The 21,295-nt window shown below is 71.1% G+C and carries 24 protein-coding genes; 11 read left to right on the top strand and 13 right to left on the bottom strand.

Annotated features, from left to right (window positions below; genetic code table 11):
• Positions 1 to 14 precede the first annotated feature (14 nt).
• Positions 15 to 941, bottom strand: coding sequence for a 23S rRNA (adenine(2030)-N(6))-methyltransferase RlmJ (locus LCC91_RS10640; RefSeq protein WP_043698677.1), 927 nt, complete (start codon positions 939 to 941; stop codon positions 15 to 17).
• Between the two features lie 333 nt (positions 942 to 1,274).
• Between LCC91_RS10640 and rplM the strand changes: the two genes are divergently transcribed.
• The 3 genes from rplM to erpA all read left to right on the top strand — a co-directional run bounded on the left by rplM (position 1,275) and on the right by erpA (position 2,836).
• Positions 1,275 to 1,706, top strand: coding sequence for a 50S ribosomal protein L13 (rplM, locus tag LCC91_RS10635; RefSeq protein ID WP_043698679.1), 432 nt, complete (start codon positions 1,275 to 1,277; stop codon positions 1,704 to 1,706).
• Positions 1,707 to 1,715: 9 nt separating this feature from the next.
• Positions 1,716 to 2,108 (top strand): 30S ribosomal protein S9, encoded by a 393-nt coding sequence (gene rpsI, locus LCC91_RS10630; RefSeq protein WP_043698681.1) that lies wholly within the window; start codon positions 1,716 to 1,718, stop codon positions 2,106 to 2,108.
• A gap of 347 nt (positions 2,109 to 2,455) precedes the next feature.
• The gene (erpA, locus tag LCC91_RS10625) at positions 2,456 to 2,836 is read left to right on the top strand and encodes an iron-sulfur cluster insertion protein ErpA (protein WP_043698683.1); all 381 of its coding nucleotides are present in this window, start codon (positions 2,456 to 2,458) and stop codon (positions 2,834 to 2,836) included.
• Between the two features lie 93 nt (positions 2,837 to 2,929).
• Here erpA and LCC91_RS10620 read toward each other — a convergent pair whose 3' ends face one another.
• The gene (locus tag LCC91_RS10620; RefSeq protein WP_043698685.1) at positions 2,930 to 4,069 is read right to left on the bottom strand and encodes an anhydro-N-acetylmuramic acid kinase; all 1,140 of its coding nucleotides are present in this window, start codon (positions 4,067 to 4,069) and stop codon (positions 2,930 to 2,932) included.
• Positions 4,070 to 4,083: 14 nt separating this feature from the next.
• Positions 4,084 to 5,424, bottom strand: a complete 1,341-nt coding sequence (locus LCC91_RS10615) for a M23 family metallopeptidase (RefSeq protein WP_143897316.1) — start codon at positions 5,422 to 5,424, stop codon at positions 4,084 to 4,086.
• Positions 5,425 to 5,640: 216 nt separating this feature from the next.
• Between LCC91_RS10615 and tyrS the strand changes: the two genes are divergently transcribed.
• Positions 5,641 to 6,903: a tyrosine--tRNA ligase gene (gene tyrS / locus LCC91_RS10610; RefSeq protein WP_143897317.1), complete on the top strand. Its 1,263-nt coding sequence runs from the start codon at positions 5,641 to 5,643 to the stop codon at positions 6,901 to 6,903.
• Positions 6,904 to 6,946: 43 nt separating this feature from the next.
• A complete protein-coding gene (locus LCC91_RS10605) occupies positions 6,947 to 7,873 on the top strand; it encodes a cation diffusion facilitator family transporter (protein WP_043698692.1) in 927 nt (308 codons plus the stop codon).
• Here LCC91_RS10605 and ybeY read toward each other — a convergent pair.
• Both ybeY and LCC91_RS10595 read right to left on the bottom strand, forming a co-directional pair.
• Complete coding sequence (gene ybeY, locus LCC91_RS10600; protein ID WP_043698694.1) at positions 7,866 to 8,333, bottom strand: rRNA maturation RNase YbeY; 468 nt, start codon at positions 8,331 to 8,333, stop codon at positions 7,866 to 7,868. The genes LCC91_RS10605 and ybeY overlap by 8 nt on opposite strands.
• A 4-nt stretch (positions 8,334 to 8,337) precedes the next feature.
• Positions 8,338 to 9,279, bottom strand: coding sequence for a PhoH family protein (locus tag LCC91_RS10595; RefSeq protein ID WP_043698696.1), 942 nt, complete (start codon positions 9,277 to 9,279; stop codon positions 8,338 to 8,340).
• A 35-nt stretch (positions 9,280 to 9,314) separates the two neighbouring features.
• Here LCC91_RS10595 and ruvA point away from each other — a divergent pair, with 35 nt between their 5' ends.
• Positions 9,315 to 9,890 (top strand): Holliday junction branch migration protein RuvA, encoded by a 576-nt coding sequence (gene ruvA / locus LCC91_RS10590; protein WP_043698698.1) that lies wholly within the window; start codon positions 9,315 to 9,317, stop codon positions 9,888 to 9,890.
• A 10-nt stretch (positions 9,891 to 9,900) separates the two neighbouring features.
• The gene (gene ruvB / locus LCC91_RS10585) at positions 9,901 to 10,965 is read left to right on the top strand and encodes a Holliday junction branch migration DNA helicase RuvB (RefSeq protein ID WP_058615449.1); all 1,065 of its coding nucleotides are present in this window, start codon (positions 9,901 to 9,903) and stop codon (positions 10,963 to 10,965) included.
• A gap of 47 nt (positions 10,966 to 11,012) precedes the next feature.
• Here the strand turns inward: ruvB and LCC91_RS10580 are convergent, their stop codons facing one another.
• Positions 11,013 to 11,669, bottom strand: coding sequence for a histidine phosphatase family protein (locus LCC91_RS10580; protein ID WP_043698702.1), 657 nt, complete (start codon positions 11,667 to 11,669; stop codon positions 11,013 to 11,015).
• Between the two features lie 93 nt (positions 11,670 to 11,762).
• Between LCC91_RS10580 and LCC91_RS10575 the strand changes: the two genes are divergently transcribed.
• Positions 11,763 to 12,746, top strand: coding sequence for a chemotaxis protein CheV (locus tag LCC91_RS10575; protein WP_043698704.1), 984 nt, complete (start codon positions 11,763 to 11,765; stop codon positions 12,744 to 12,746).
• 108 nt (positions 12,747 to 12,854) lie between these two features.
• On the opposite strand, the gene LCC91_RS10570 is transcribed toward LCC91_RS10575, so the two are convergent.
• From LCC91_RS10570 to LCC91_RS10555, 4 genes are all read right to left on the bottom strand, one after another.
• Positions 12,855 to 13,505 carry a hypothetical protein gene (locus tag LCC91_RS10570; protein WP_143897318.1) on the bottom strand — a complete coding sequence of 217 codons (651 nt, stop codon included), beginning with the start codon at positions 13,503 to 13,505 and terminating at the stop codon, positions 12,855 to 12,857.
• A 43-nt stretch (positions 13,506 to 13,548) separates the two neighbouring features.
• Complete coding sequence (ttcA, locus tag LCC91_RS10565) at positions 13,549 to 14,493, bottom strand: tRNA 2-thiocytidine(32) synthetase TtcA (protein WP_082007439.1); 945 nt, start codon at positions 14,491 to 14,493, stop codon at positions 13,549 to 13,551.
• Positions 14,494 to 14,698: 205 nt separating this feature from the next.
• Complete coding sequence (locus LCC91_RS10560; RefSeq protein ID WP_052231366.1) at positions 14,699 to 15,091, bottom strand: dihydroneopterin aldolase; 393 nt, start codon at positions 15,089 to 15,091, stop codon at positions 14,699 to 14,701.
• The gene (locus tag LCC91_RS10555) at positions 15,091 to 15,909 is read right to left on the bottom strand and encodes an SDR family oxidoreductase (RefSeq protein ID WP_043698708.1); all 819 of its coding nucleotides are present in this window, start codon (positions 15,907 to 15,909) and stop codon (positions 15,091 to 15,093) included. Before LCC91_RS10555 ends, LCC91_RS10560 begins: the two co-directional genes overlap by 1 nt.
• A 65-nt stretch (positions 15,910 to 15,974) precedes the next feature.
• Between LCC91_RS10555 and LCC91_RS10550 the strand changes: the two genes are divergently transcribed.
• From LCC91_RS10550 to trxC, 3 genes are all read left to right on the top strand, one after another.
• Complete coding sequence (locus LCC91_RS10550; RefSeq protein ID WP_058615452.1) at positions 15,975 to 17,099, top strand: class I SAM-dependent methyltransferase; 1,125 nt, start codon at positions 15,975 to 15,977, stop codon at positions 17,097 to 17,099.
• 25 nt (positions 17,100 to 17,124) lie between these two features.
• Positions 17,125 to 17,319 (top strand): DUF2905 domain-containing protein, encoded by a 195-nt coding sequence (locus LCC91_RS10545; protein ID WP_058615453.1) that lies wholly within the window; start codon positions 17,125 to 17,127, stop codon positions 17,317 to 17,319.
• A gap of 141 nt (positions 17,320 to 17,460) precedes the next feature.
• On the top strand, positions 17,461 to 17,910 hold the full coding sequence (trxC, locus tag LCC91_RS10540; protein ID WP_058615454.1) for a thioredoxin TrxC: 450 nt from the start codon (positions 17,461 to 17,463) through the stop codon (positions 17,908 to 17,910).
• Positions 17,911 to 18,089: 179 nt separating this feature from the next.
• On the opposite strand, the gene LCC91_RS10535 is transcribed toward trxC, so the two are convergent.
• The 3 genes from LCC91_RS10535 to LCC91_RS10525 all read right to left on the bottom strand — a co-directional run bounded on the left by LCC91_RS10535 (position 18,090) and on the right by LCC91_RS10525 (position 21,274).
• Positions 18,090 to 19,394, bottom strand: coding sequence for a multifunctional CCA addition/repair protein (locus LCC91_RS10535; RefSeq protein WP_058615455.1), 1,305 nt, complete (start codon positions 19,392 to 19,394; stop codon positions 18,090 to 18,092).
• Positions 19,395 to 19,437: 43 nt separating this feature from the next.
• The gene (locus LCC91_RS10530; protein WP_082668245.1) at positions 19,438 to 19,767 is read right to left on the bottom strand and encodes a metal-sensitive transcriptional regulator; all 330 of its coding nucleotides are present in this window, start codon (positions 19,765 to 19,767) and stop codon (positions 19,438 to 19,440) included.
• Positions 19,768 to 20,317: 550 nt separating this feature from the next.
• Positions 20,318 to 21,274: a complex I NDUFA9 subunit family protein gene (locus LCC91_RS10525; RefSeq protein ID WP_043698733.1), complete on the bottom strand. Its 957-nt coding sequence runs from the start codon at positions 21,272 to 21,274 to the stop codon at positions 20,318 to 20,320.
• Positions 21,275 to 21,295: the final 21 nt, after the last annotated feature.

The raw sequence follows: 21,295 nt of genomic DNA, 5'->3' as shown, positions 1-21,295 counted from the left end.
GACGCGGCGCCCACTCAGGGCTCGCCAGTGACGACGGACCAGTCCGCCCCGCGGCCCTGGCGCAGGCGGTCCAGCACCCACGGCAGCGCCTCGCGCAGTTGCGCGGCCAGCGTGTACGGCGGGTTGATCACGAAAACGCCGCTGGCGCGTAGCCCCCCGACGGCGTGGCCCTGCGCCGCCTGCGCCTTGTGCTGCGCATCGGCGGCGGCGCCGACGGCGAGTTCCGCCTGCAGCCAGGGGCGCCCCGCGCGCTGCGCGAGCGCGCGCAGCCGGCGCGGCAGCACGTGCGCCTCGCTGCGGCCGATCACCGGGTACCACACGAGGTAGCAGCCGGACGCGAAGCGCCGCAGCGCGTCGGCCACGACCGCGGCCACCTGCGGATAGTCGGTTTTCAGTTCGTAGCTCGGGTCGATCAGCACCAGCGCGCGGCGCGATAGCGGGGGCAGCAGTGCCTTCAGGCCCTCGAAGCCGTTGTCGCGCCGCAGCGTGATCGCCGCTCGGGGGGTGCGCTCGCGCCACGCGCGCACGGCGCGGTCCAGCAGGCGGCCATCGGTGGGGTGCAGCTCGAACAGCGTCAGCCGGTCCTGCGCTCGCAGCAGCGCCTGCAGCAGGGCGGGCGATCCGGGGTATTGGCGCAGGGCGCCATCCGGGTTCAGGTCCTGCACACGGCCCAGGTAGTCGGCCACCGCGGCGGGGACGGGCAGCCCCGCCGCCGGGGCCGCCGCAGCCGCGTTCCAGAGCGCCCCGATGCCGTGGGTGGCCTCGCCGGAGGTGCGGGCCTGTTCCTGATCCAGCCGGTACAGCCCCGCGCCCGCGTGCGTGTCCACCAGCAGCAGCCCGCCCTCCTTGTGCTGCAGGTGCCGCAGCGCGGCCAGCAGTGTCAGGTGCTTGAGCACGTCGGCGTGGTTGCCGGCGTGGAAGGCGTGGCGGTAGCTGAACATGGCCCGATGGTAGCCGACGGGCCGGCCACCGTCAGGCCGTGGTGGCGAGCCACGCGCGCGAATTCGTCCGCCGTCAATGGGTGGCCGTCGTGGTAGCCCTGCGCCTCGTCAGCCACGGTGGCCATGATGGGATAGGCCGGGATTGTCCCGGCGCGGCGAACGGGGCGCCTTGACCGGGGTCAAGGACCACGATCGCGCCGAATGTTGATAGAATGCGCGGTTCGCAGCGAAAAGCAGGGCCCCGCGGCGATATCGACACCCCACCTCAGAGGCCGCCAGCAGAAGCGGCACCGACCGTGGAAAAGGGTCCGCCCAAACCACAGGAAAGCAACCATGACCAAAACCTTCAGCGCCAAGCCCGCTGAGGTGGTGCATGAGTGGTTTGTGATTGACGCCACCGACAAGGTGCTCGGACGTGTCGCCAGCGAAGTGGCACGCCGACTGCGCGGCAAGCACAAGGCCATCTACACCCCTCACGTTGACACGGGCGATTTCATCATCGTCGTCAACGCCGACAAGATCAAGGTCACGGGCAACAAGGCCCTGGACAAGATCTACTACCGCCACACCGGTTACCCGGGCGGGATCCGTTCGATCAATTTCCGCGACATGCAGGCCAAGCACCCCGGCCGCGCGCTGGAAAAGGCCGTCAAGGGCATGCTGCCCAAGGGGCCGCTGGGCTACGCCATGATCAAGAAGCTCAAGGTCTACGCCGGCCCCGAGCATCCGCACGGCGCCCAGCAGCCCAAGGTTCTGGACATCTAAGGAGCGGCCATGATTGGTGAATGGAACAACGGCACGGGCCGTCGCAAGTCCAGCGTCGCGCGCGTGTTCCTCAAGAAGGGCTCCGGCAAGATCACGATCAACGGTCGCGACATCCAGGATTATTTCGGTCGCGAAACGTCGATCATGATCGCCAAGCAGCCGCTGGTGCTGACCAACCACCTCGAGACGTTCGACATCATGGTCAACGTCCACGGCGGTGGTGAGTCGGGTCAGGCCGGCGCGGTGCGCCACGGCATCACCCGTGCGCTGATCGACTACGACGCGAGCCTCAAGCCCGCGCTGAGCGCGGCTGGCTTCGTCACCCGCGACGCCCGCGAGGTGGAGCGCAAGAAGGTCGGTCTGCGCAAGGCCCGTCGCGCCAAGCAGTTCAGCAAGCGCTGATCCTGGCGCTGGCGGCCTGTCCGGCCCGACCGGGCAGCCGCCACGACACCCCAACGACCGGATGGGCGACGAGCCCCCGTCCGCTGTCCGCCCCCAAGCGATGGCACGCCCCGCTTGGGGGTTTTTGCTGGGCGGTGGGTTCGTGCCCGCGGGCGTGGGTCCACTCGCACGAAGCGCGGCTCGACGGCTGCCCGTGTGGTTCCGTGTCCTCTGGTGCGGGTTTGCCCGGCCGCTGCCCGATGGCGGCAATCGCACTGCCGGCAGCAGGGGCATTGGCCGGCCTCCGTTTGGGCCGTGCGCGCGCCGTTTGTTATCCTCCGACTCATCACGTTTCAAGGAAGCTTGCCATGTCCGCTGTCGCCGAAACCGTCTCTGCCCCCGAGAACGCCGAAATGCCGGCGCCGCTGATCTTCACCGACGCGGCGGCCGCGAAGGTGGCCGAACTGATCGCCGAGGAGGGCAACCCGGACCTGAAGCTGCGCGTCTTCGTGCAGGGTGGCGGTTGCTCGGGCTTTCAGTACGGCTTCACGTTCGACGAGGTCGTCAACGAGGACGACACGCAGATGACCAAGAACGGGGTCACGCTGCTGATCGACGCGATGAGCTACCAGTACCTGGTCGGCGCCGAGATCGACTACAAGGAAGACCTGCAGGGGGCGCAGTTCGTCATCCGCAACCCCAACGCGACGACCACCTGCGGCTGCGGTTCGAGCTTCAGCGTCGGTTGAGCCGCGCCCGGTGCGGTGGGGCGCGGGGTATGCCCGTCCCACCGCATGAGGAAATCTCGCCGTTCCGGTGCGGGTGGCAAACTGCCGCGCCTTTTATCCGACCGGGTAAATGGCCCCCAGCAGGCGCGGGCCGCGGGCACCGGTGACGTCCGGGACGTTGCCGAACCGTCCGCACAGGGCCTCGCGGGCCAGCCACGCAAAGGCCGCCGCCTCCACCCACTGCGGGGGCCAGCCGGCGCTGGCGGTCGTCTCTACCGTTATGGACGGCAGGCGGGCGCGCAGCGCGTCCAGCAACGCGCCGTTGTGCGCGCCGCCGCCGCACACCAGCACCCGCCGCGGCGCTTCCCCGCCCCAGTCCGCCCCCAAGACGGCGCGGGCGATGGTCTCGGCCGTCAGCGCCACCAGCGTGGCCTGGACATCCGCGGGCCGGGCGGGTCCGTGGCGTGCCAGCGCCGCGTCCAGCCAGCCCAGGTGAAAGTGGTCCCGCCCGGTGCTGCGCGCCCCGGTGCGATGGAAATACGGGTCGGCGAGCAGCTCGGCCAGCAGCGCCGGCAGCACCCGGCCGGTTCGGCTCCAGGCGCCGTCGGCGTCGTAGCGCGCCCCGGTGTGCCGTTCGCACCAGCCGTCCAGCAGCACGTTGCCCGGGCCGGTGTCCAGCCCGCGCACGCCGCCGTCGGCGCGCATGGCGGTGAGGTTCGCGATGCCGCCGATGTTCACGACCGCCAGCGCCTCACCCGCGCGGCCGAAGGCGGCGCGGTGGAACGCCGGCACCAGCGGGGCCCCCTGGCCCCCGGCGGCGATGTCGCGGCTGCGGAAGTCCGCGACGACCGTGATGCTAGTAGCTTCGGCCAGCCGCGCCGGCGCGAGGAGCTGCAGGGTGTACGGGGCCTCGTCCGGGCGCAGCCGCGGGTGACCGGGGGGCATGTGTCGCACCGTCTGCCCGTGCGCGCCGATCGCGGCGACCTCCGCCGGCGTGAGGGTGGCGGCGGTCAGCAGCCGCTGCACCACGGTGGCATAGAGGTCGGCCAGCGCGGCGCCGGCCTGTGCTGCGCGGTGCAGCTCGTCGTTCCCGGGCTGTTGCAGCGCCAGCAGCGCGTCGCGCAGCGGCGCTGGCATGACGACGCTCGCATCGGCGAGCACGCGGCCCGCGGCCCCCGCGCCGTCGTCGAACTGCACCAGCACGCCATCGACGCCGTCAAGCGACGTACCCGACATCAACCCGATGCAGCGCACGGTCGGGTCAGGCTTTACTCGGCGCTGGCCTGCACGATGGTGGCCGCCGCGGCGAGCTGCTCGCGCATCGTGCTGGCCACCTGCTCGAACGCGGAGCGCCAGCGCGCCTCGATCGGTTCGCCACCACCGTTGTCGCGCGCGATCGTCAGTGGGTCGCGGTGCACGCCACCGACGATATATTCGAAGTGCAGGTGGGGGCCGGTGGCGGTGCCGGTGGCACCAACAGCGCCCAGCGTCTGGCCCTGCTCGACGCGCTGGCCCTTGCGCACGTCGATGCGGCTCAGGTGCGCGTACAGCGTTTTGCGCTGATTGTTGTGCTGCAAGATGACGACGTTGCCGTAGCCCCGCTGCCAGCCGGCGAACTCGACGGTGGCGTCGGCGACGCTGCGCACCGGCGTACCGGTCGGGGCCGAGTAATCAACGCCGAGGTGGGCACGCCGGTCGCCGTAGACCGGGTGGAAGCGCATCCCGTAGCCGCTCGTGACGCGCGAGAACGCCAGCGGCGACGCCAGGAACGCGCGCTGCAGGCTCTCCCCCTGCAGCGTGTAGTAGCCGCCCTTGCCGCCGGGCGGCTGGAACCACACGAGCTGGTGGCGACGCCCCGCGTTGACGAACTCCGCCCCGAGCAGCCGGCCGTGGCGCAGCACCTCGCCGTCGCCTTCCAGGGCTTCGTACACGACGTGAAAGGTGTCGCCCGCGCGCAGGTCACGCCGGAAGTCGATCTCGCCGGAAAAGAGGTCGGCGAGCTGTGACGCGATGCTGTCCGGCAGCCGCACCGCGTCGGTGGCGGCGAAGAGCGAGGTGCGGATCGTGCCGCTGGCCAGCCGCACGGACGCGGTGAACGCGGGCGATTCCAGCCGCGCACGCAGCGCCCCGCCCGCGCGCTCCACCGACAGGCGCTGGAACGTGGGCGCGTCGTCACGCGGCAGCCAGCGGGCCGTCAAGCGCAACAGCCGACCGTCGTCGTCCACCTCGGCGCTGACGAGCTTGCCCGGGCGGCCGCGCCACAGCTCCGCCGCGGTGCGGTCGCGTCGGAGAAATTCGGTTGCCTCGCGATCGTCGACGCCAAGCCGCTGCAGCAGCGTGCCCAGCGTGTCGTCGCGCCGGGTGACCTCCGTGCGGTACAGCACGAAGGGTGCCGCTACCGGCACCTCGGCCAAGTCAGCCGCCTCCCGGGTCAGGAGGTCGAGCGGTTCGACGATTTCGCGCCGCGGCATCGCGTCGACCGCGGCGTCCAGCGGACCGGTGCCGAAGGCCGTCACACCCGTGCCCAGCAGCAGCGCCCCGAGCGCCGCCATGACCCGCCGGGGGTGGCGGCGCAGCCGTTGCGCCCATTTCTGCCATTCTTCAACCATCGTGCCGTCTTCCGTGGGTGGGCGGGCATCGCCAGCCGGCAAATACCACCCGGGCCGTCGACCTGCGGGGCAGGTCGGCGCAGCGCATGGAACAGGAGAGCCGCCGACTACAATCGGCCATCGGGTGCCCACTCAGGCAGGGCACCACCGGCCGTGCGGCGGGCAATGGGGCGCAGTATACCCGGCACCGCGGCACCGTCACCTGGGCAAACCCTCATGAATATTTCCACAGTATCCGCTGCCCACCCCGAGGGGGTGGACGAGGCCCTGCAGGGCGCCTCCGACGCCGTGCGCGAAGCGCTGGCCGTGACGCTGCGCGGCTGCGACGAGCTGCTGCCGGTGGCGGACTGGGTGCGCAAGCTGCGCCGCAGCGAGGCCACGGGCCAGCCGCTGCGCATCAAGCTGGGGCTGGATCCCACGGCGCCCGACATTCACCTGGGCCACACCGTGGTGCTCAACAAGATGCGCCAGCTGCAGGACCTGGGGCACACGGTGATCTTTCTGATCGGCGACTTCACGTCGCTGATCGGCGACCCGTCCGGGCGCAACGCGACGCGCCCGCCGCTGACGCCGGAGCAGATCCAGGCCAACGCCGAAACGTACTACCGCCAGGCCAGCCTGGTGCTGGACCCCGCGCGCACCGAGATCCGCTACAACAGCGAGTGGAGCGACGCGCTGGGCGCGCGCGGGATGATCCAGCTCGCGGCCAAGTACACGGTCGCGCGCATGATGGAGCGCGATGACTTCACGAAGCGCTTCAAGGCTGGCACGCCGATTTCGATCCACGAGTTTCTCTACCCGTTGATGCAGGGCTACGACTCGGTGGCGCTGAAGAGTGACCTCGAGCTGGGCGGTACCGACCAGAAGTTCAACCTGCTGATGGGGCGCCATTTGCAGCAGGAATACGGGCAGGAGCCGCAGTGCATCCTGACCATGCCGCTGCTGGAGGGGCTCGACGGCGTCGAGAAGATGTCCAAGTCCAAGGGCAACTACATCGGCATCACCGAAGACGCCAACACGATGTTCGCCAAGGTGCTCTCCATCAGCGACGAGCTGATGTGGCGCTGGTACCCGCTGCTGTCGTTCCGCTCGATGGCCGAGATCGAGCGGCTCCAGCAGGAAGTCGCGCAGGGCCGCAACCCGAAGGAGGTGAAGGTGCTGCTCGCGCGCGAGATCACCGCGCGCTTCCATGGCGCGGCGGCGGCCGAGGCGGCGCAGCAGGATTTCGAACTGCGCTCGCGCGGCGGTGTGCCGGACCAGATCCCCGAGGTGACGCTCAGCGGCGCGCCGATGGGCATCGGCGTGCTGCTGAAGTCCGCGGGGCTCGCGCCCTCGACCAGCGAGGCCAACCGACTCATCGATGGCGGCGGCGTGCGCATCGACGGTGGTGTGGTGAGCGACAAGGGCCTGAAGCTGTCCGCCGGCACCTACGTCGTGCAGGTCGGCAAGCGCAAGTTCGCGCGGGTGACGCTCGTGTGAGCGGGGGCGACGGCGTGCCAGCCCGCGGACGGGCACCCCGACGATGACGGCCCTCTGGCAGCGACTCACCCCGCAGCGGCTGCTGGCCGTCTCGGTCGGCGTCGCGCTGGCGACGATTGCGCTCAAGACGCTGGCGTGGTGGCTGACCGGTTCGGTCGGGCTGCTGTCCGACGCGATGGAGTCCATCGTCAACCTGGCGGCGGCGCTGTTCGGGCTGTGGATGGTGACGGTCGCGGCGCGGCCCGCCGACGACGACCACCCCTATGGCCACCACAAGGCGGAGTATTTCTCGTCCGGGTTCGAGGGTATTTTGATCATCGTGGCGGCGGCGGGGATCGTCTGGGCGGCGCTGCAGCGGCTGTGGGACCCGCAGCCGCTGCAGCGGCTGGACTGGGGGCTGGCGCTGTCGGTGGCGAGCTCGGCCCTCAACGGGGGCCTCGCGTGGGTCATGCTGCGCGCAGCGCGCGTGCACCGCTCGCTGGCACTGGAGGCGGATGCGCGCCACCTGTTCACCGACGTGTGGACCTCGGCCGGCGTCGTGGTCGGGCTGGCGCTGGCGTGGGCGAGCGGCTGGCTGTGGCTGGACCCGGTGGTCGCGATCGGGGTTGCGCTCAACATCGCGCGCGAAGGGGGGCACCTGCTGTGGCGATCCAGTCAAGGGTTGATGGATGAGGCCGTGGAGCCGGAGGTGCGCGCCGCGATCGACGCGGTGCTGGCGGGCTTTGCGCACCAGCGCGATGGGGTGGACATCGTGCGCTTCGACCACGTGCACACGCGCAAGGCCGGGCAGCGCCGCTACGTGGACCTGCACATGCACATGCCGGCGGGCTGGACGCTGGGGCGCGCGGCGGCGCTGCGCGCCAGCGTCGAGCAGGCGCTGATGAGCGCGGTGCCGGGGCTGCGCGCGACGATCCAGCTACTGCCCAACGACGTCGAAGCGCACTTCGACGACCCGCACGACCTCAAGTGACGCGGTCCGCGTAGGGGTTCGGAAAACCCAGCCGGGCGAGGATCGCGATCTCGCGCGCTTCCATCGCCTCGGCGTCGGCTTCGCTGGTTTCGTGGTCCCACCCCTGGGCGTGCAGCGCGCCGTGCACCAGCAGGTGGGCGTAGTGCGCCCGCAGGGGCTTGCCCTGTTCGGCGGCTTCGCGCGCCACCACCGGCGCGCACAGCACCAGATCGGCCACGACCACCGGTTCGTGCGCGTAGTCGAAGGTCAGCACGTTGGTGGCGTAGTCCTTGTGCCGGTAGTCGCGGTTGAGCGTGCGGCCCTCGTCGGCGTCGACGATGCGCACGGTGAGCTCGCCCGGGCGCTCCAGCGCGTGGCGCAGCCAGCGCGCGACCGCGTGGCGTGGCAACGCGGCACGGTGTTCGGCCACGCCGTCGAAGCGGGCGAATTGCAGCGACAGGGTCAGGGGCGGCAGGGTCATCGGTTCACGCCGTGGCGGGTGGGCGGGCTTCGTAGGCGTCGACGATGCGCGCGACCAGCGGGTGGCGCACGACGTCGGCGCTGGTCAGGCGCGCGAACGCGATGCCCTGCACGCGGCGCAAGACGCGCTCGGCGTCGATCAGGCCCGACAGTTGCGAGCGCGGCAGGTCGATCTGGCTGACGTCGCCGGTGACCACGGCCTTGGAGCCGAAGCCGATGCGCGTCAGGAACATCTTCATCTGCTCGGGCGTGGTGTTTTGGGCCTCGTCGAGGATGACGAACGCGTGGTTGAGCGTGCGCCCGCGCATGAAGGCCAGCGGCGCGATCTCGATTTGCTGCCGCTCCAGCGCCTTTTGCACCGCCTCGAACCCCATCAGGTCGTACAGCGCGTCAAAGAGCGGGCGCAGGTACGGGTCGACTTTTTGCGCGAGATCGCCCGGCAGAAAGCCGAGGCGCTCCCCCGCCTCCACCGCCGGTCGCGTCAGCACCAGGCGCTGCACGGCGCTGCGCTGCAACGCGTCCACCGCGCACGCCACGGCCAGGTAGGTCTTGCCGGTGCCCGCCGGCCCGATGCCAAACGTGATGTCGTGACTCGCAATGGCGGCCAGGTAGTGGGCCTGGTTCGCGGTGCGGCCGCGGATTTCGCCGCGGCGGGTCTGCAGCACCGGTCCGGCGTTGCCGGGGGCGGCGGCCGGACCGTCGCCGGCGAGCATCAGTTGCACCGTCTCGGCGGCGATCGGCTCGCGTGCCAGCTCGTACAGCGCCTGCAGCACCTCCATCGCTTGGCTGGCCGCGGCCTTGGGGCCCTCGACGCGGAAATGCTCCGCGCGGCGCGCAATGCGCACCTGCAGCGCCGCCTCCACGGTGCGCAGGTGCTGGTCCAGCGGACCGCACAGGTGGGACAGCCGCACGTTGTCGGCGGGGGTGAAGGCGTGGCGCAGGATCAAGCCGATAATTCCCGGAATTCGAGGACGAGGCCCCAATGATAGGCAAACTCACCGGCACGCTGCTGGACAAGCACCCGCCGCAGATCCTGATCGACTGCCACGGCGTCGGCTACGAGGTCGAGGTGCCGATGAGCACCTTCTACGGGCTGCCGGCCAGCGGCGAGCGCGTGTCGCTGCTGACGCACTTCGTCGTGCGCGAGGACGCGCAGATCCTGTTTGGCTTTGCCACCGTGGCGGAGCGCGCGGCGTTTCGCGAGCTGATCAAGATCAGCGGGGTGGGGCCGCGCACGGCGCTGGCGCTGCTGTCGGGCCTGAGCGTGGCGGAGCTGGCGCAGGCGGTGGCCACGCAGGAGACGGGCCGTCTGGTCAAAATCCCGGGGATCGGCAAAAAGACCGCGGAGCGGCTGCTGCTGGAGCTCAAGGGCAAGCTCGCCCCGGCGCTGGCACCGGTGCCCGCGGCCCCGGCGAGCGACGCGCACGCCGACATCCAGCAAGCGCTGCTGGCGCTGGGCTACAGCGAGCGCGAAGCCGCCGCGGCGCTCAAGGCGCTGCCCGCCGACGTGGGGGTCAGCGATGGCATCAAGCTGGCGCTGAAGGCGCTCGCGAAGTGAGGAGCCGCCCGTGAGCATCGAGACCGACGATTTTGCCCCGGCGCCGCGGCAGCGGCTGGTGTCCGCGGTGCCCGAGTCCGCGCGCGAGGAGGCGCTGGAGCGCGCGCTGCGCCCGAAGGGCCTGACCGAATACGTCGGGCAAGCCAAGGTGCGCGAGCAGCTGGAGATCTTCATCGGCGCGGCCAAGAAGCGCGGCGAGGCGCTGGACCACGTGCTGCTGTTCGGCCCGCCGGGGCTAGGCAAGACGACGCTGTCGCACATCATCGCGCACGAGCTGGGCGTCAACCTGCGCCAGACCAGCGGCCCCGTGCTGGAAAAGCCCAAGGACCTCGCGGCGTTGCTGACCAACCTGGAGCCCAACGACGTCCTCTTCATCGACGAGATCCACCGCCTCTCGCCGGTGGTGGAGGAGATCCTCTACCCGGCACTGGAGGACTACCAGATCGACATCATGATCGGCGAGGGGCCGGCGGCGCGCTCGATCAAGCTGGATTTGCAGCCGTTCACGCTGGTGGGCGCGACCACGCGCGCAGGGATGCTGACCAACCCGCTGCGCGACCGCTTCGGCATCGTGGCGCGGCTGGAGTTCTACACGGCGGAGGAACTGGCGCGCATCGTGACGCGCTCGGCCGGGCTGCTCGGTGCGCCGATCGAGCCCGAAGGCGCTTTCGAGATCGCGCGGCGCTCGCGCGGCACGCCGCGGATTGCCAACCGGCTGCTGCGCCGCGTGCGCGACTACGCCGAGGTCAAGGGCAGCGGCACCATCACGCAGGAGATGGCCAACCGGGCGTTGGCGATGCTGGACGTCGATCCGCTGGGCTTCGACCTGATGGACCGCAAGCTGCTGGAAGCGGTGATCCACAAGTTCGACGGTGGCCCGGTGGGGCTGGACAACATCGCGGCGAGCATCGGCGAGGAGCCGGGCACGATCGAAGACGTGATCGAGCCGTACCTGATCCAACAGGGCTACTTGCAGCGCACCCCACGCGGGCGCTGCGCGACGCTGGCCGCGTACCGGCACCTCGGGCTGCAGCCGCCGGCGCGCGACGGCGGGCTGTTCGGCGACGCGGCCTGAGTGGCTTGGGCGCGACTCCTGCGCGGCACCCGGGCGGCCGCGCGTCGTCAGGCCGCCGCGGTTTCGTCGCGCGGGCCGGCCTCGTCGGCCTCCTCCAGATGCCGCGTGTCGCCCCACGACAGCAGCGCAAAGCCGCTGTCCGCGGTCCACAGCACGCGGTGGATCGCGGCGTTGCCCATCGCCCAGGCGCGCGGGGCCTGCAGGTCCACGCCGGTGGCCGCGCGATAGAGGATGTCGAGCACGCCGCCGTGGGCGACGACGACGATCTGCGCGCCGGGGTGACGCGCGGCCAGTTCGGCGAACGTGCCCTCGACCCGCGCGCGCAGCTCCAGCAGCGACTCGCCCCCCGGTGGCGCGAAGTCCGGCACGCGCGCCTTCCACGCGCGCACCACGTCCGGGTGCTCGCGCTCCAGCTCGGCCCAGGTGCGGCCTTGGAACGCGCCGAAGTGCCGCTCGCGCAAGCCCGTGTGCGTCTGCAGTGGCAGGCCGCGCGCGCGGGCGATGGCGGCGGCCGTCTCGCGGGCGCGCGCCAGATCGCTCGCGTACACCGCCTCGATCGGCTCGCCCGCGAGCGCGGCGGCGGTGCGTTCGGCCTGCCAGCGCCCGGTGTCGTTGAGCGGGATGTCGAGCTGTCCCTGGATGCGGGCGTCGCGGTTCCAGGCGGTCTCGCCATGCCGGATGGCGAGGATGCGGGTCACGTGCATGGGCGGCCTTGCTGCGGCGGGTCGGAAATGCCTAGAATGGTAGCGGCTCCGGCTGCTACCGGCCGGTCTGCACCCCATCCTGAAAGCGCCCCCATGAGCAGCACCGCATTCCAGAAAGAGGTCGACGAGCGCACCAACCTGACCGGCTCCAACAAGTTCGAAATGTTGCTGTTTCGCCTCGGCCGCGCGCCGGGCAGCGGACAGTCGGAGCTGTTCGGCATCAACGTGTTCAAGGTGCGCGAAATCGTCGCGATGCCCGCACTGACCGCGATGGCGGGCGCGCCACAGCACGTGCTCGGGATGGTCAACCTGCGCGGGCAGGTGATCCCGGTGATCGACCTGCCGGCCGTCATCGGCTGCACGCCGGAGACGGGGCTCAACCTCATGCTGGTCACCGAGTTCGCGCGCACCACCCAGGCGTTCGCCGCCGAGTCGGTCGAGGACATCGTGCGGCTGGACTGGGGCAAGATCCTGCCGGCCGACCACACGGCGTCGGTCGCGCGCGGGCTGGTCACCAGCATCGCGCGGCTCGACGATGGGCAGGGCGGCGTCAAGCTGGTGCAGATCCTGGACGTTGAGTCGATCCTGCAGCGCGTCATGCCCAGTGAGTCGATCGAGGTCAAGAAGGAGGACGTCGGCACCGGCCCGATGCTCAAGCCCGGTGCCGTGGTGTTGGCCGCCGACGATTCGTTCGTCGCCCGCACGATGATCGAGCAGGAGCTCAAGACGCTGGGGCTGCCGTTCATCATGACCAAGAACGGCCAGGAGGCGTGGGCGACGCTGCAGGACCTGGCCGCCGACTGCAAGGCCAAGGGCGTGCCGGTCACCGACCGCGTGGCGGTGGTGCTGAGCGACCTCGAGATGCCGGAGATGGACGGCTTTACGCTGACGCGCCAGATCAAGGGCGATCCGACGCTGCGCACGATCCCCGTGGTCATCCACTCGTCGCTGACCGGGGACACGAACGAGCAGCACGTGCAGCGCGCCGGCGCCGACGGCTACGTCGCCAAGTTCGCGGCCAAGGAGCTGGCCGACACGCTGCGGCAGGTGCTGAGCCGCTCGCCGGCGACGGTCTGACGCACAGGCCGCAGCCCACTGTGGCGCAGACGGCGGACGGGTCAGGGGGCGCCGTTGCGAAGGGGCCGTGGCGCGGGCCACGGGCCAACGCGCCACGCGGCGTGCTCGTTACTCGGCGCGCGGCTGCTCGATCACGACCCGCCGGGGCCCCGCCGGTGGCGTCGGAAAGCCGTCCAGCGCCGCGCGCAGCAGCGCCGTCCACTGCGCGGGCCCGTCCGCCCACGGGCCGTCCTGGGTCGCGCGCGTCTCGTATACCACCTCGCCGCGGCGGCGGTCGCGCACGGTGAGGGCGACCTCACGCACGTAGTACGGGGGGCGCAGGTTCCAGTGCAGGCCGATGCCGCTGACCACGCCGCGGCCGACGACGATCTGCCCGTACGGCATCCAGCTCGGCCGCGGCTCCGGTGTGTCCCACGGCGCGTACGGATAGCGCACCGAGCGCGCGACGATCTGCACGCCCCACGGCACGGCGGCCTGCGCGCCGTCGGCGGCCGCCTCGGCCCGGCGCAGACCGTGTTCAGCGAGCACGGGCTCGGCCAGCTTTTCCAGTGTCTCCTGTTCGCGCGCGGCGTCGCCGCTGCGCTGCGAGGGCAGGCGCTCGAACACGTAGCGGTCACCGGGGGCGGGACGCGCCGATTCCGCCCACGCGGCCTGGCTGCGCACCTCGTGCTCGAGCCGCAGCGGCGCGGCACAGCCCGCCACGAGGGCGGCGACGACACCGATCGTCGCGATGGTCATCCAGCCCCGGATCCGGTTCATCGCTGTCGCTCCACCGCACCACCCGTGACGCCGGCCACCGGTGTCAGATGAGACCCTCACCGGAGGCCTCCGGCGTCAGCGCAAACACCGGCCGCGGCCGGTTCGCGGCGGGCCGTGCTGTCTCGTCGTCGTCATCGTCCGGCGTGAACGCCGGTGCCGGCAGCGCTTCCTCGTCGAACGCGAGGTCGCCGTCGGCGGCAGGCCGGCCCGTTGCGCGCACATTCGCAAAGTCGTACAGCGCACGGTCCATCAGGTGGCTGGGGACGACGTTTTGCAGCGCCTTGAGCATGTTCGCGACGCGGCCGGGGAAGCGCTTGTCCCACTCGCGCAGCAGATCCCCGACCTGCTTGCGCTGCAGGTGCTGCTGGCTGCCGCACAGGTTGCACGGGATGATCGGGAACTGCCGCACCTCGGCCCAGCGGATCAGGTCTTTTTCCGGCACGTAGGCCAGGGGCCGGATCACCACGTGCTCGCCGTTGTCGCTGACGAGCTTCGGGGGCATGCCCTTGAGCTTGGCGCCAAAAAACATGTTCAGCAGCAGCGTCTGCAGGATGTCATCGCGGTGGTGGCCCAGCGCGATCTTGGTCGCGCCCAGCTCGCGCGCGACGCGGTAGAGGATCCCCCGCCGCAGCCGGCTGCACAGGCTGCACATCGTCTTGCCCTCGGGGATCACCTTCTTGACGATCGAGTAGGTGTCCTGCGTCTCGATGTGGAACGGGATACCGAGCTGGCGCAGGTAGTTGGGCAGCACGTCCGCCGGAAAGCCCGGCTGGCGTTGGTCCAGGTTGACGGCGATCAGCTCGAAGCGCGCAGGTGCGCGCCGCTGCAGCCGCATCAGGATGTCGAGCAGCGAATAGCTGTCCTTGCCGCCGGAGAGGCAGACCATCACCCGGTCGCCGTCCTCGATCATGCGGTAGTCGTCGATCGCTTGGCCGACCAGGCGGCACAGGCGCTTTTCCAGCTTGCGGTTTTCGAACGCGACATCCATGGGGCGCGATTGTCGCGCATCCCTCGTCGGCGTGTCGTGGCGGTGCCGAGAGGCCGACGGACGGACGGGCCAGGCGCGCGCCGGCCGACGACCGCTGCAGCGCGGTGTTGTCTCGCGTTCGCAGCGCTCGTCAACGGCACGGAACGCCGCGGGCCACGCAAAACGTCTTCGTGCCGGACCGAGGGGGGCTAGGGGGCTTCGCGCCTCACCACTGCCCGCATTCCATGCGGATCGCGACCTCGCAGTCGTCGAAGATTTCGAGCTTGGCGATGCGCACGCGCACGCCGATCACACCCGGCAGCTGCATCAGGCGCGTGGCGAGCTTGCCGATTAGCGTCTCCAGCAGGTTGACGTGCTCCGCGGTGCACTCGTCGATGATGATCTGGCGCACCTTGCGGTAGTCCAGCACGTGCCGGATATCGTCGTCGTGCGGCTGCAGCGGCTGCAAGCCCTGGTTCAGCTCCGCGTCCACCTGGATGGGCTGCGGCCCCTGCCGCTCGTGGTCCAGGATGCCGAGGTTGGCGTGAAAGCGCAGCCCGGTGAGCGTGAGCACCTGGCGGCCGATCTTGTGCTGGTGGGGCGGCGGGACGGGGGGCATCACGTCAGGCAGGAAAAATCGCGCTCGAAGCGCCACAGATGCTGGCCGCCGTCGACGAGCAGGTGGGTGCCGGTGAGCGAGCGGTTGTCCAGCGCGAAGCGCACCGCGTCGGCGACGTCTTCCGGGGTCGATGAGCGTCCCAGCGGCGCCTGCCGGTGCAGGCGCTCGAACGCCTCGCCCTGCAGCGTCGCGCTGGTCAGGGTCAGGCCCGGCGCCACCCCCACCACCCGCACCCACGGCGCCAGCGCCAGCGCCAGCATCTCGGTCGCGGTGCGCAGCGCGGCCTTGGACAGTGTGTAGCTGAAGAAGTCCGGGTTCAGGTTCCACAGCTTCTGGTCCAGCAGGTTGACGACACACGCGCGGGCGCGCAGTGCCTCGCGCGTCGCGTCGTCGGGGGCGGCGGCGACGCGTGCCGTCCAATGCGCGTACAGCCCCTGTGCGAGCAGCACCGGCGCGGCGGTATTGGGCGCCCAGTGCTGCTGCAGGCTGTCGTGCCCGGCGGTGAGCCCGTCGTCGAACTCGAAGCGCGAGGCGGAGTTTACCACCGCCTGCAGCCCGCCAAAGTGCGCGACCACCGCCGGCACCAGCGCGCGGCACGCGGCCTCGTCGGCGAGGTCGGCCGCAAACGCCTCGGCTTCTACGCCACGGGCACGCGCCGCGGCCACGGTTTCGCGTGCCTCGTTCGCCGACGCGCGGTAGTGCACCGCCACGTGCCAGCCTGCCTCGGCCAGCGTCAGGGCGATCGCGCGGCCGAGCCGCCGCCCCGCCCCGGTGACGAGGGCGACGCGCGGCAGTGGCGGGGTGCAGGGTTCGGCCATGGGTGATGGGGTGACAGTGGACGGTGCGCCGGGGCATGCCGCGGCGGTGCGGGCACAATCATGCCATGCCCGATACCGCTGCACCCGCTGCTCCTGCCGAATCCGCCGTCCGTGCCGCGCTGCACGCGGCCGGCGGCTGGCTGCCCTTCGAGCGCGTGATGGCGCTGGCGCTGTACGCGCCGGGGGCGGGCTACTACGCGCGGGGTGAGGCGATCTTCGGCCTCGCGCCCGGCGATGGCAGCGACTTCGTCACGGCGCCGGTGCTCAGCCCCCGCTTCGGGGCGACGCTGGCGCGGCAGGTGGCGCAGGCGCTGGCCACGACCGGTACCGGAGCCGTGTGGGAGTTCGGCGCCGGCAACGGCGCGCTCGCGGCGCAGGTGTTGGCCGCGCTGGACGCCGCCCGGCCGGCGGATGCGGCGCCGGTGGCGTACCACATCGTCGAGCTGTCGGGCGCGCTGCGGGCGCGGCAGGCCGAGCGGCTCGCCGCCTGGGGCGAGCGCGTGACGTGGCACGAGCGGTTGCCCGACGCGATCGAGGGCGTGGTGATCGGCAACGAGGTGCTGGATGCGATGCCCGTGGTGCTGCTGCACCGCGTCGGCGGGCGCTGGCACGAGCGCGGCGTGGCGTGGGACGAGGACGCGCAGCGCCTCGTCTGGGCCGACCGCCCCACCGACCGGCGGCCGCCGGTCGCCATCGAGGGCGAGCACGACTACCTGACTGAAATCCACCCGCAGGCCGAGGCCTTCGTGCGCACGGTGGGCGAGCGGCTGCGGCGCGGCGCGGCGTTCTTCATCGACTACGGCTTTCCGGAGCACGAGTATTACCACCCGCAGCGCGCGATGGGCACGCTGATGTGTCACCGCGCGCACCGCGCGGACGCCGATGTGCTGGCCGATCTGGGCGCGAAGGACATCACCGCGCACGTCAACTTCACCGGCATCGCGCTGGCGGCGCAGGAAGCCGGGCTGGAGGTGCTCGGCTACACCAGCCAGGGGCGCTTTCTGCTCAACGCGGGGTTGCTCGACGGGCTGGACGACGCGCCACTGCCCGAGCGCACGATGGCGCTCAAGCTCGTGCACGAGCACGAGATGGGCGAGCTGTTCAAGGTCATCGGGCTGGCCCCGCCCGGCAGCAGCCGCGGCTGGGTGCCCGTGGGCTTTGCCCACGGCGACCGCACGCACACGCTGTAAAGGATGCTGTGAAGGGGCGGCGCCCATGATCCGCTGGCTGCTGGTCGTCCTGCTGGCGCTGGTGCTGTTCAACGGCGTGATGCCGTGGCTGCGGCGCTGGGGCTTTGGGCGGCTGCCCGGGGATTTTCAGTTCCGGCTGTTCGGGCGGGAGTGGTTCATCCCGCTGGCCAGCACGGTGTTGCTGAGCCTGCTGGCGGCGGCGATCGCCCGTTGGATTTGACGAGCCGCCACCCCCCGGATGGGGAGCCGTGCCCACATCGGTCACCCCGCCCGCACCGGCCTGCATCGTCGTTTCTCCGCGCTTGACAGAAAAGACGGTTACTCAGACCCTCCTCACCGCATCCGCCACGGAGTTGCCCCGATGACCACCGAATCCCTGCACGTCGTGTGCCCCCATTGCCACACCACCAACCGCGTGCGCGCCGACCAGCTCGGCCAGACGCCGGACTGCGGGCGCTGCCATCAGCCGTTGTTCGACGGTCATCCGGTCGAACTCGACGCTGCGGCGTTCGAGCGGCACATCGGCCGCAGCCAGATCCCGGTGCTGGTGGACTTCTGGGCGCCGTGGTGTGGTCCGTGCCGCATGATGGCGCCGCACTTCGAGGCCGCGGCGCGTCAGCTCGAACCCCACGTGCGGCTGGCCAAGGTCAACACCGAGGCCGAGCCGGAACTGGCCGCGCGCTTTGGCATCCGCAGCATTCCGACGCTGGCGCTGTTCGTCGGCGGCCGCGAAGTCGCGCGGCAGGCCGGCGCGATGGGGCAGGCGGACCTGGTGCGCTGGACGCAGGCCGCGCTGGCGCAGGCGCGCTGACGGCGCTCGACCCCCGCGACCCGGTCAACCCGGGCGCCCTGACGGGTCATCTGGGCGGGATGGATCGCACGTCCCGTCCCTACTGTTCCCGCACGTTTTTGTCTTCTTTCCTCCCACGCAAAGGGAGCGGTGCGGGAAGGCAATACCTTTTCGTACCGGATCCATCATCCTCACGACCGTCAGCCGATGGCCTGTGCGACCGCCAGCTCGCGCGCGTGCGCGATGGCCGCGGCGATGCGCGGGCCCAGGTTGCGCGCGGTCGGGTGCTGCGCCTGCACGCGTTGCGCAATTGCTTGCGTGTCCACCGCCTGTGCCGCGCGCAGTGCTGCAAGCAAGCGGGCGGCTTGCGGGTAGGGGTCGTCTTCGTGGTGCAAGCGCCCGCGCGCGTCGCATTCGCACGCCAGCAGCACCTGCTCGAAGCGCTGCGGCCGGCGCAGCGCGTCGCAGCGCTGCAGCAGCCACAGCGTCGCCGCGGCACCGAGCGACGCGCAACGGTGGATATGCCCGTGCTCGCGCGCGACGACGTCGGCCAGTTCGTGGCACTCGCGCGGCACGCGCCAGCGCTCGCTCACGGCGCGCAGCAGCTTCGCGCTGCGCTCCTCGTGTCCCAGGTGGCGCGGCAGGATGTCTGGCGGCGTCGTGCCCTTGCCGAGGTCGTGGCACAGACACGCGTAGCGCACCGGCAGCGGCGCGCCCAGCCGCGCGCTCATGTCCAGCACCATCTCCAGGTGCACGCCGGTGTCCACCTCCGGGTGGTAGTCGGCGCGCTGTGGCACCCCCCACAGGCGATCGACCTCCGGCAGCAGCACGCGCAGCGCCCCGCAGTCGCGCAGCACCTGCAGCATGCGAGAGGGGCGCTGCTCCATCAGCCCGCGCGAGAGCTCCTGCCACACGCGCTCGGGCACGAGGTGATCGACCTCGCCGTCGGCCACCATCTGCCGCATCAGCGCCATCGTCTCGGGCGCGACGGTGAAGTCGGGCCAGCGCGCGGCAAAGCGCGCCATGCGCAGGATGCGCACCGGGTCTTCGGCGAATGCCGGGGTGACGTGGCGCAGCACCTTGGCCCGCAGGTCGCGCTGTCCTCCGTACGGGTCCACCAGGCGCGGGTCGGCCGGGTCGAAGCGCCCGTCGGCGCCCAGCGCCGCGACGGGCAGCGCCATCGCGTTGATCGTCAGGTCGCGCCGCGCCAGGTCCTGTTCCAGCGTCACGCCCGGGTCCGCGTGGAAGGCGAAGCCGTGGTAGCCGCGGGCCGTCTTGCGCTCCGTGCGCGCCAGCGCGTACTCCTCGCGCGTCACGGGGTGCAGGAAGACCGGAAAATCCCGCCCGACCGGCAGATACCCGGCCGCCACCATCGCCTCTGGCGTGGCGCCGACGACGACCCAGTCCCGGTCGGCGTGTGCGGTGCCGTCCGGCCGCCGGTGCGGCAGGTGAAAGTGGCCAAGCAGGCCGTCGCGCACGGCGCCGCCGACGAGGTAGATCTCCATCGCACAGGGGTGTCCGCCGGATCACACCGGACGGACGCAGGGCTCAGGCGTACTTTTCGAGGATGCGCGTCGAGCGCTCCACCTCGCGCAGCGTGTCGTCGTCGGAGACCGCCACCGACTCCATCACCGAGCACGCCATCATGCGGAAAAACGCCTTGTCCATCGCCTTGCGGGCGGCGGACATCTGCTGCGCGATGTCTTCGCAGGGGCGGCCGGCTTCGACCATCTCGATCAGCGCGCGCACCTGACCCTCGATGCGCTTGAGCCGGTTGACCACGTCGCGCTGGTGTTCGCTGCGATAGCGCGCCGACGGCACGCTGCCCTGCAGGGGCGGGACGGGGCGCGAGGATTCGCCGGGGGGGGTGTCGGGCATGGTGTCGCCTCGGGAAAGATCACAGATTGGGGCAAGTGTGCCAAAAAAACGGCCGTGCGCGATGCAGGACCGCTGCAAGCCGTGCCGATATTGACGTTTTGAGCATCTTGCCTCATCCCTGATGATCATACCCCACAGGGTAATTCTGGGTGCCGGGTGGGGCGGTTGGTCGATACGATCGGCTGGTCTCGATCTCTCGGCGCACTTGCCGCTGGGCCTGACCGCGTAAGCCGACGGCGGCATGAACGCATTCTGCGCGATGGTCAATATTCTGGCCCCGGGCGTGATCGGGGAGCGCATCACGCTTGGTGCCAACTGTGGGCCGGACAAGCGGTCGGCATGGATATTCGCGCTGTGGCACGGGGCGGCGCAAGACCCCCGTCGGCCCGAGTGTCGATTTCGCCACCATGGCGATGAATCCGACCGGGCCCCGCATCGGCATGCACCCAATCGGGCTTGGGGTGCCGTACAGCCACAAGGCGCGCTCTGGGGAGCCTGACGGGCCGCCGTCCCGCGCGGGGTGGCGGCCCTTTTTTTGTTGGGTGTCGTTTCAGCGGCGCAGGTGCGCGGTGCGCCGCAGGCCGATCAGCGGGTCGGCCGGGCCGTCCAGGTCGAGGTAGCGCGCCGCGACCGGCTCGACGGCGCTTGGCGTGATGCCGAGCTCGCGCAGTGTCGGCAGCGTGCCGGTGGCGACGTTGTCCACCTCCATCGAGCGCAGGTTGTCGGTGGTCAGCAGCGGCTCGCCCGGCAGCCACTCCATCAGCAGCGCCTGGAAATAGGCCACGGCCCGCGGCAGGGGGATGACCGGGCGCGGGTGGCCGCTGAGTCGGCCGGCCAGCCGCACCAGGTCCGCCAGCGTCCACACCTCGGGGCCGACGGCCTCGTAGGTCTGGCCGATGCTGTCGTCGCGCTGCAGGGCGTGGACGATGGCCTGGGCGACGTCGCCCACCCAGACGGGCTGGAAGCGCGCGTGCGCGCCCGCCAGCGGCACGAACGGCAGGCTGCGCTGCAGCCGCGCAAAGAGGTTGAGGAAGCGGTCCTCCGCCCCGAAGATGACGCTCGGGCGCAGTACCGTCAGCGCCAGGCCGGCCTCGGCCACGTGGCGCAGCGCCACCTCGCCCTCGCCCTTGCTGCGCAGGTAGTTCGACGGTCCCGCGGGGCTGGCTCCGAGGGCGCTGACGTGCACCAGCCGGCGCACGCCCGCGGCGAGCATCGCCTCGGCCAGGCGCTGCGGCAGCGCGACGTGCACCTCCTCGAAACGGCGTCGGTTGCCATGCAGCACCGCGATCAGGTTGACCACCGCGTCGTGGCCCGGCAGCAGCCGCTCGAGCACGCGGTCGTCGTGCACGTTGGCCGCGACGACGTCGACCATTGGCAGCATCTGCACCGCCTTGGCGTGTTCCAGGTGCCGTGTCGGCACGGTGACGCGCACCCCCTGACGGGTGAGCCGTTCGCAGAGATGGCGGCCGACGAAGCCAGTGCCGCCCAGTACCAGCACGTGTTTCATGGTGACCTCGCTTGCGCTGAC

The sequence above is a fragment of the Tepidimonas taiwanensis genome (assembly GCF_020162115.1).
Lineage (GTDB): Bacteria > Pseudomonadota > Gammaproteobacteria > Burkholderiales > Burkholderiaceae_C > Tepidimonas > Tepidimonas taiwanensis.
Note: the sequence above shows the minus strand (reverse complement) of the source record. Positions and strands in the feature narration are given on the sequence as shown.

What these genes read in the sequence shown, in the direction of transcription:
- LCC91_RS10580 (WP_043698702.1), bottom strand. Translation starts at nt 11,669, where the DNA reads ATGCACGTGACCCGCATCCTCGCCATCCGGCATGGCGAGACCGCCTGG.
- LCC91_RS10575 (WP_043698704.1), top strand. Translation starts at nt 11,763, where the DNA reads ATGAGCAGCACCGCATTCCAGAAAGAGGTCGACGAGCGCACCAACCTG.
- LCC91_RS10530 (WP_082668245.1), bottom strand. Translation starts at nt 19,767, where the DNA reads ATGCCCGACACCCCCCCCGGCGAATCCTCGCGCCCCGTCCCGCCCCTG.
- trxC (WP_058615454.1), top strand. Translation starts at nt 17,461, where the DNA reads ATGACCACCGAATCCCTGCACGTCGTGTGCCCCCATTGCCACACCACC.
- tyrS (WP_143897317.1), top strand. Translation starts at nt 5,641, where the DNA reads ATGAATATTTCCACAGTATCCGCTGCCCACCCCGAGGGGGTGGACGAG.
- LCC91_RS10570 (WP_143897318.1), bottom strand. Translation starts at nt 13,505, where the DNA reads ATGAACCGGATCCGGGGCTGGATGACCATCGCGACGATCGGTGTCGTC.
- LCC91_RS10550 (WP_058615452.1), top strand. Translation starts at nt 15,975, where the DNA reads ATGCCCGATACCGCTGCACCCGCTGCTCCTGCCGAATCCGCCGTCCGT.
- LCC91_RS10605 (WP_043698692.1), top strand. Translation starts at nt 6,947, where the DNA reads ATGACGGCCCTCTGGCAGCGACTCACCCCGCAGCGGCTGCTGGCCGTC.
- LCC91_RS10545 (WP_058615453.1), top strand. Translation starts at nt 17,125, where the DNA reads ATGATCCGCTGGCTGCTGGTCGTCCTGCTGGCGCTGGTGCTGTTCAAC.
- LCC91_RS10615 (WP_143897316.1), bottom strand. Translation starts at nt 5,424, where the DNA reads ATGGTTGAAGAATGGCAGAAATGGGCGCAACGGCTGCGCCGCCACCCC.
- erpA (WP_043698683.1), top strand. Translation starts at nt 2,456, where the DNA reads ATGTCCGCTGTCGCCGAAACCGTCTCTGCCCCCGAGAACGCCGAAATG.
- rplM (WP_043698679.1), top strand. Translation starts at nt 1,275, where the DNA reads ATGACCAAAACCTTCAGCGCCAAGCCCGCTGAGGTGGTGCATGAGTGG.
- LCC91_RS10555 (WP_043698708.1), bottom strand. Translation starts at nt 15,909, where the DNA reads ATGGCCGAACCCTGCACCCCGCCACTGCCGCGCGTCGCCCTCGTCACC.
- LCC91_RS10640 (WP_043698677.1), bottom strand. Translation starts at nt 941, where the DNA reads ATGTTCAGCTACCGCCACGCCTTCCACGCCGGCAACCACGCCGACGTG.
- LCC91_RS10560 (WP_052231366.1), bottom strand. Translation starts at nt 15,091, where the DNA reads ATGCCCCCCGTCCCGCCGCCCCACCAGCACAAGATCGGCCGCCAGGTG.
- LCC91_RS10525 (WP_043698733.1), bottom strand. Translation starts at nt 21,274, where the DNA reads ATGAAACACGTGCTGGTACTGGGCGGCACTGGCTTCGTCGGCCGCCAT.
- LCC91_RS10535 (WP_058615455.1), bottom strand. Translation starts at nt 19,394, where the DNA reads ATGGAGATCTACCTCGTCGGCGGCGCCGTGCGCGACGGCCTGCTTGGC.
- ybeY (WP_043698694.1), bottom strand. Translation starts at nt 8,333, where the DNA reads ATGACCCTGCCGCCCCTGACCCTGTCGCTGCAATTCGCCCGCTTCGAC.
- ruvA (WP_043698698.1), top strand. Translation starts at nt 9,315, where the DNA reads ATGATAGGCAAACTCACCGGCACGCTGCTGGACAAGCACCCGCCGCAG.
- ttcA (WP_082007439.1), bottom strand. Translation starts at nt 14,493, where the DNA reads ATGGATGTCGCGTTCGAAAACCGCAAGCTGGAAAAGCGCCTGTGCCGC.
- rpsI (WP_043698681.1), top strand. Translation starts at nt 1,716, where the DNA reads ATGATTGGTGAATGGAACAACGGCACGGGCCGTCGCAAGTCCAGCGTC.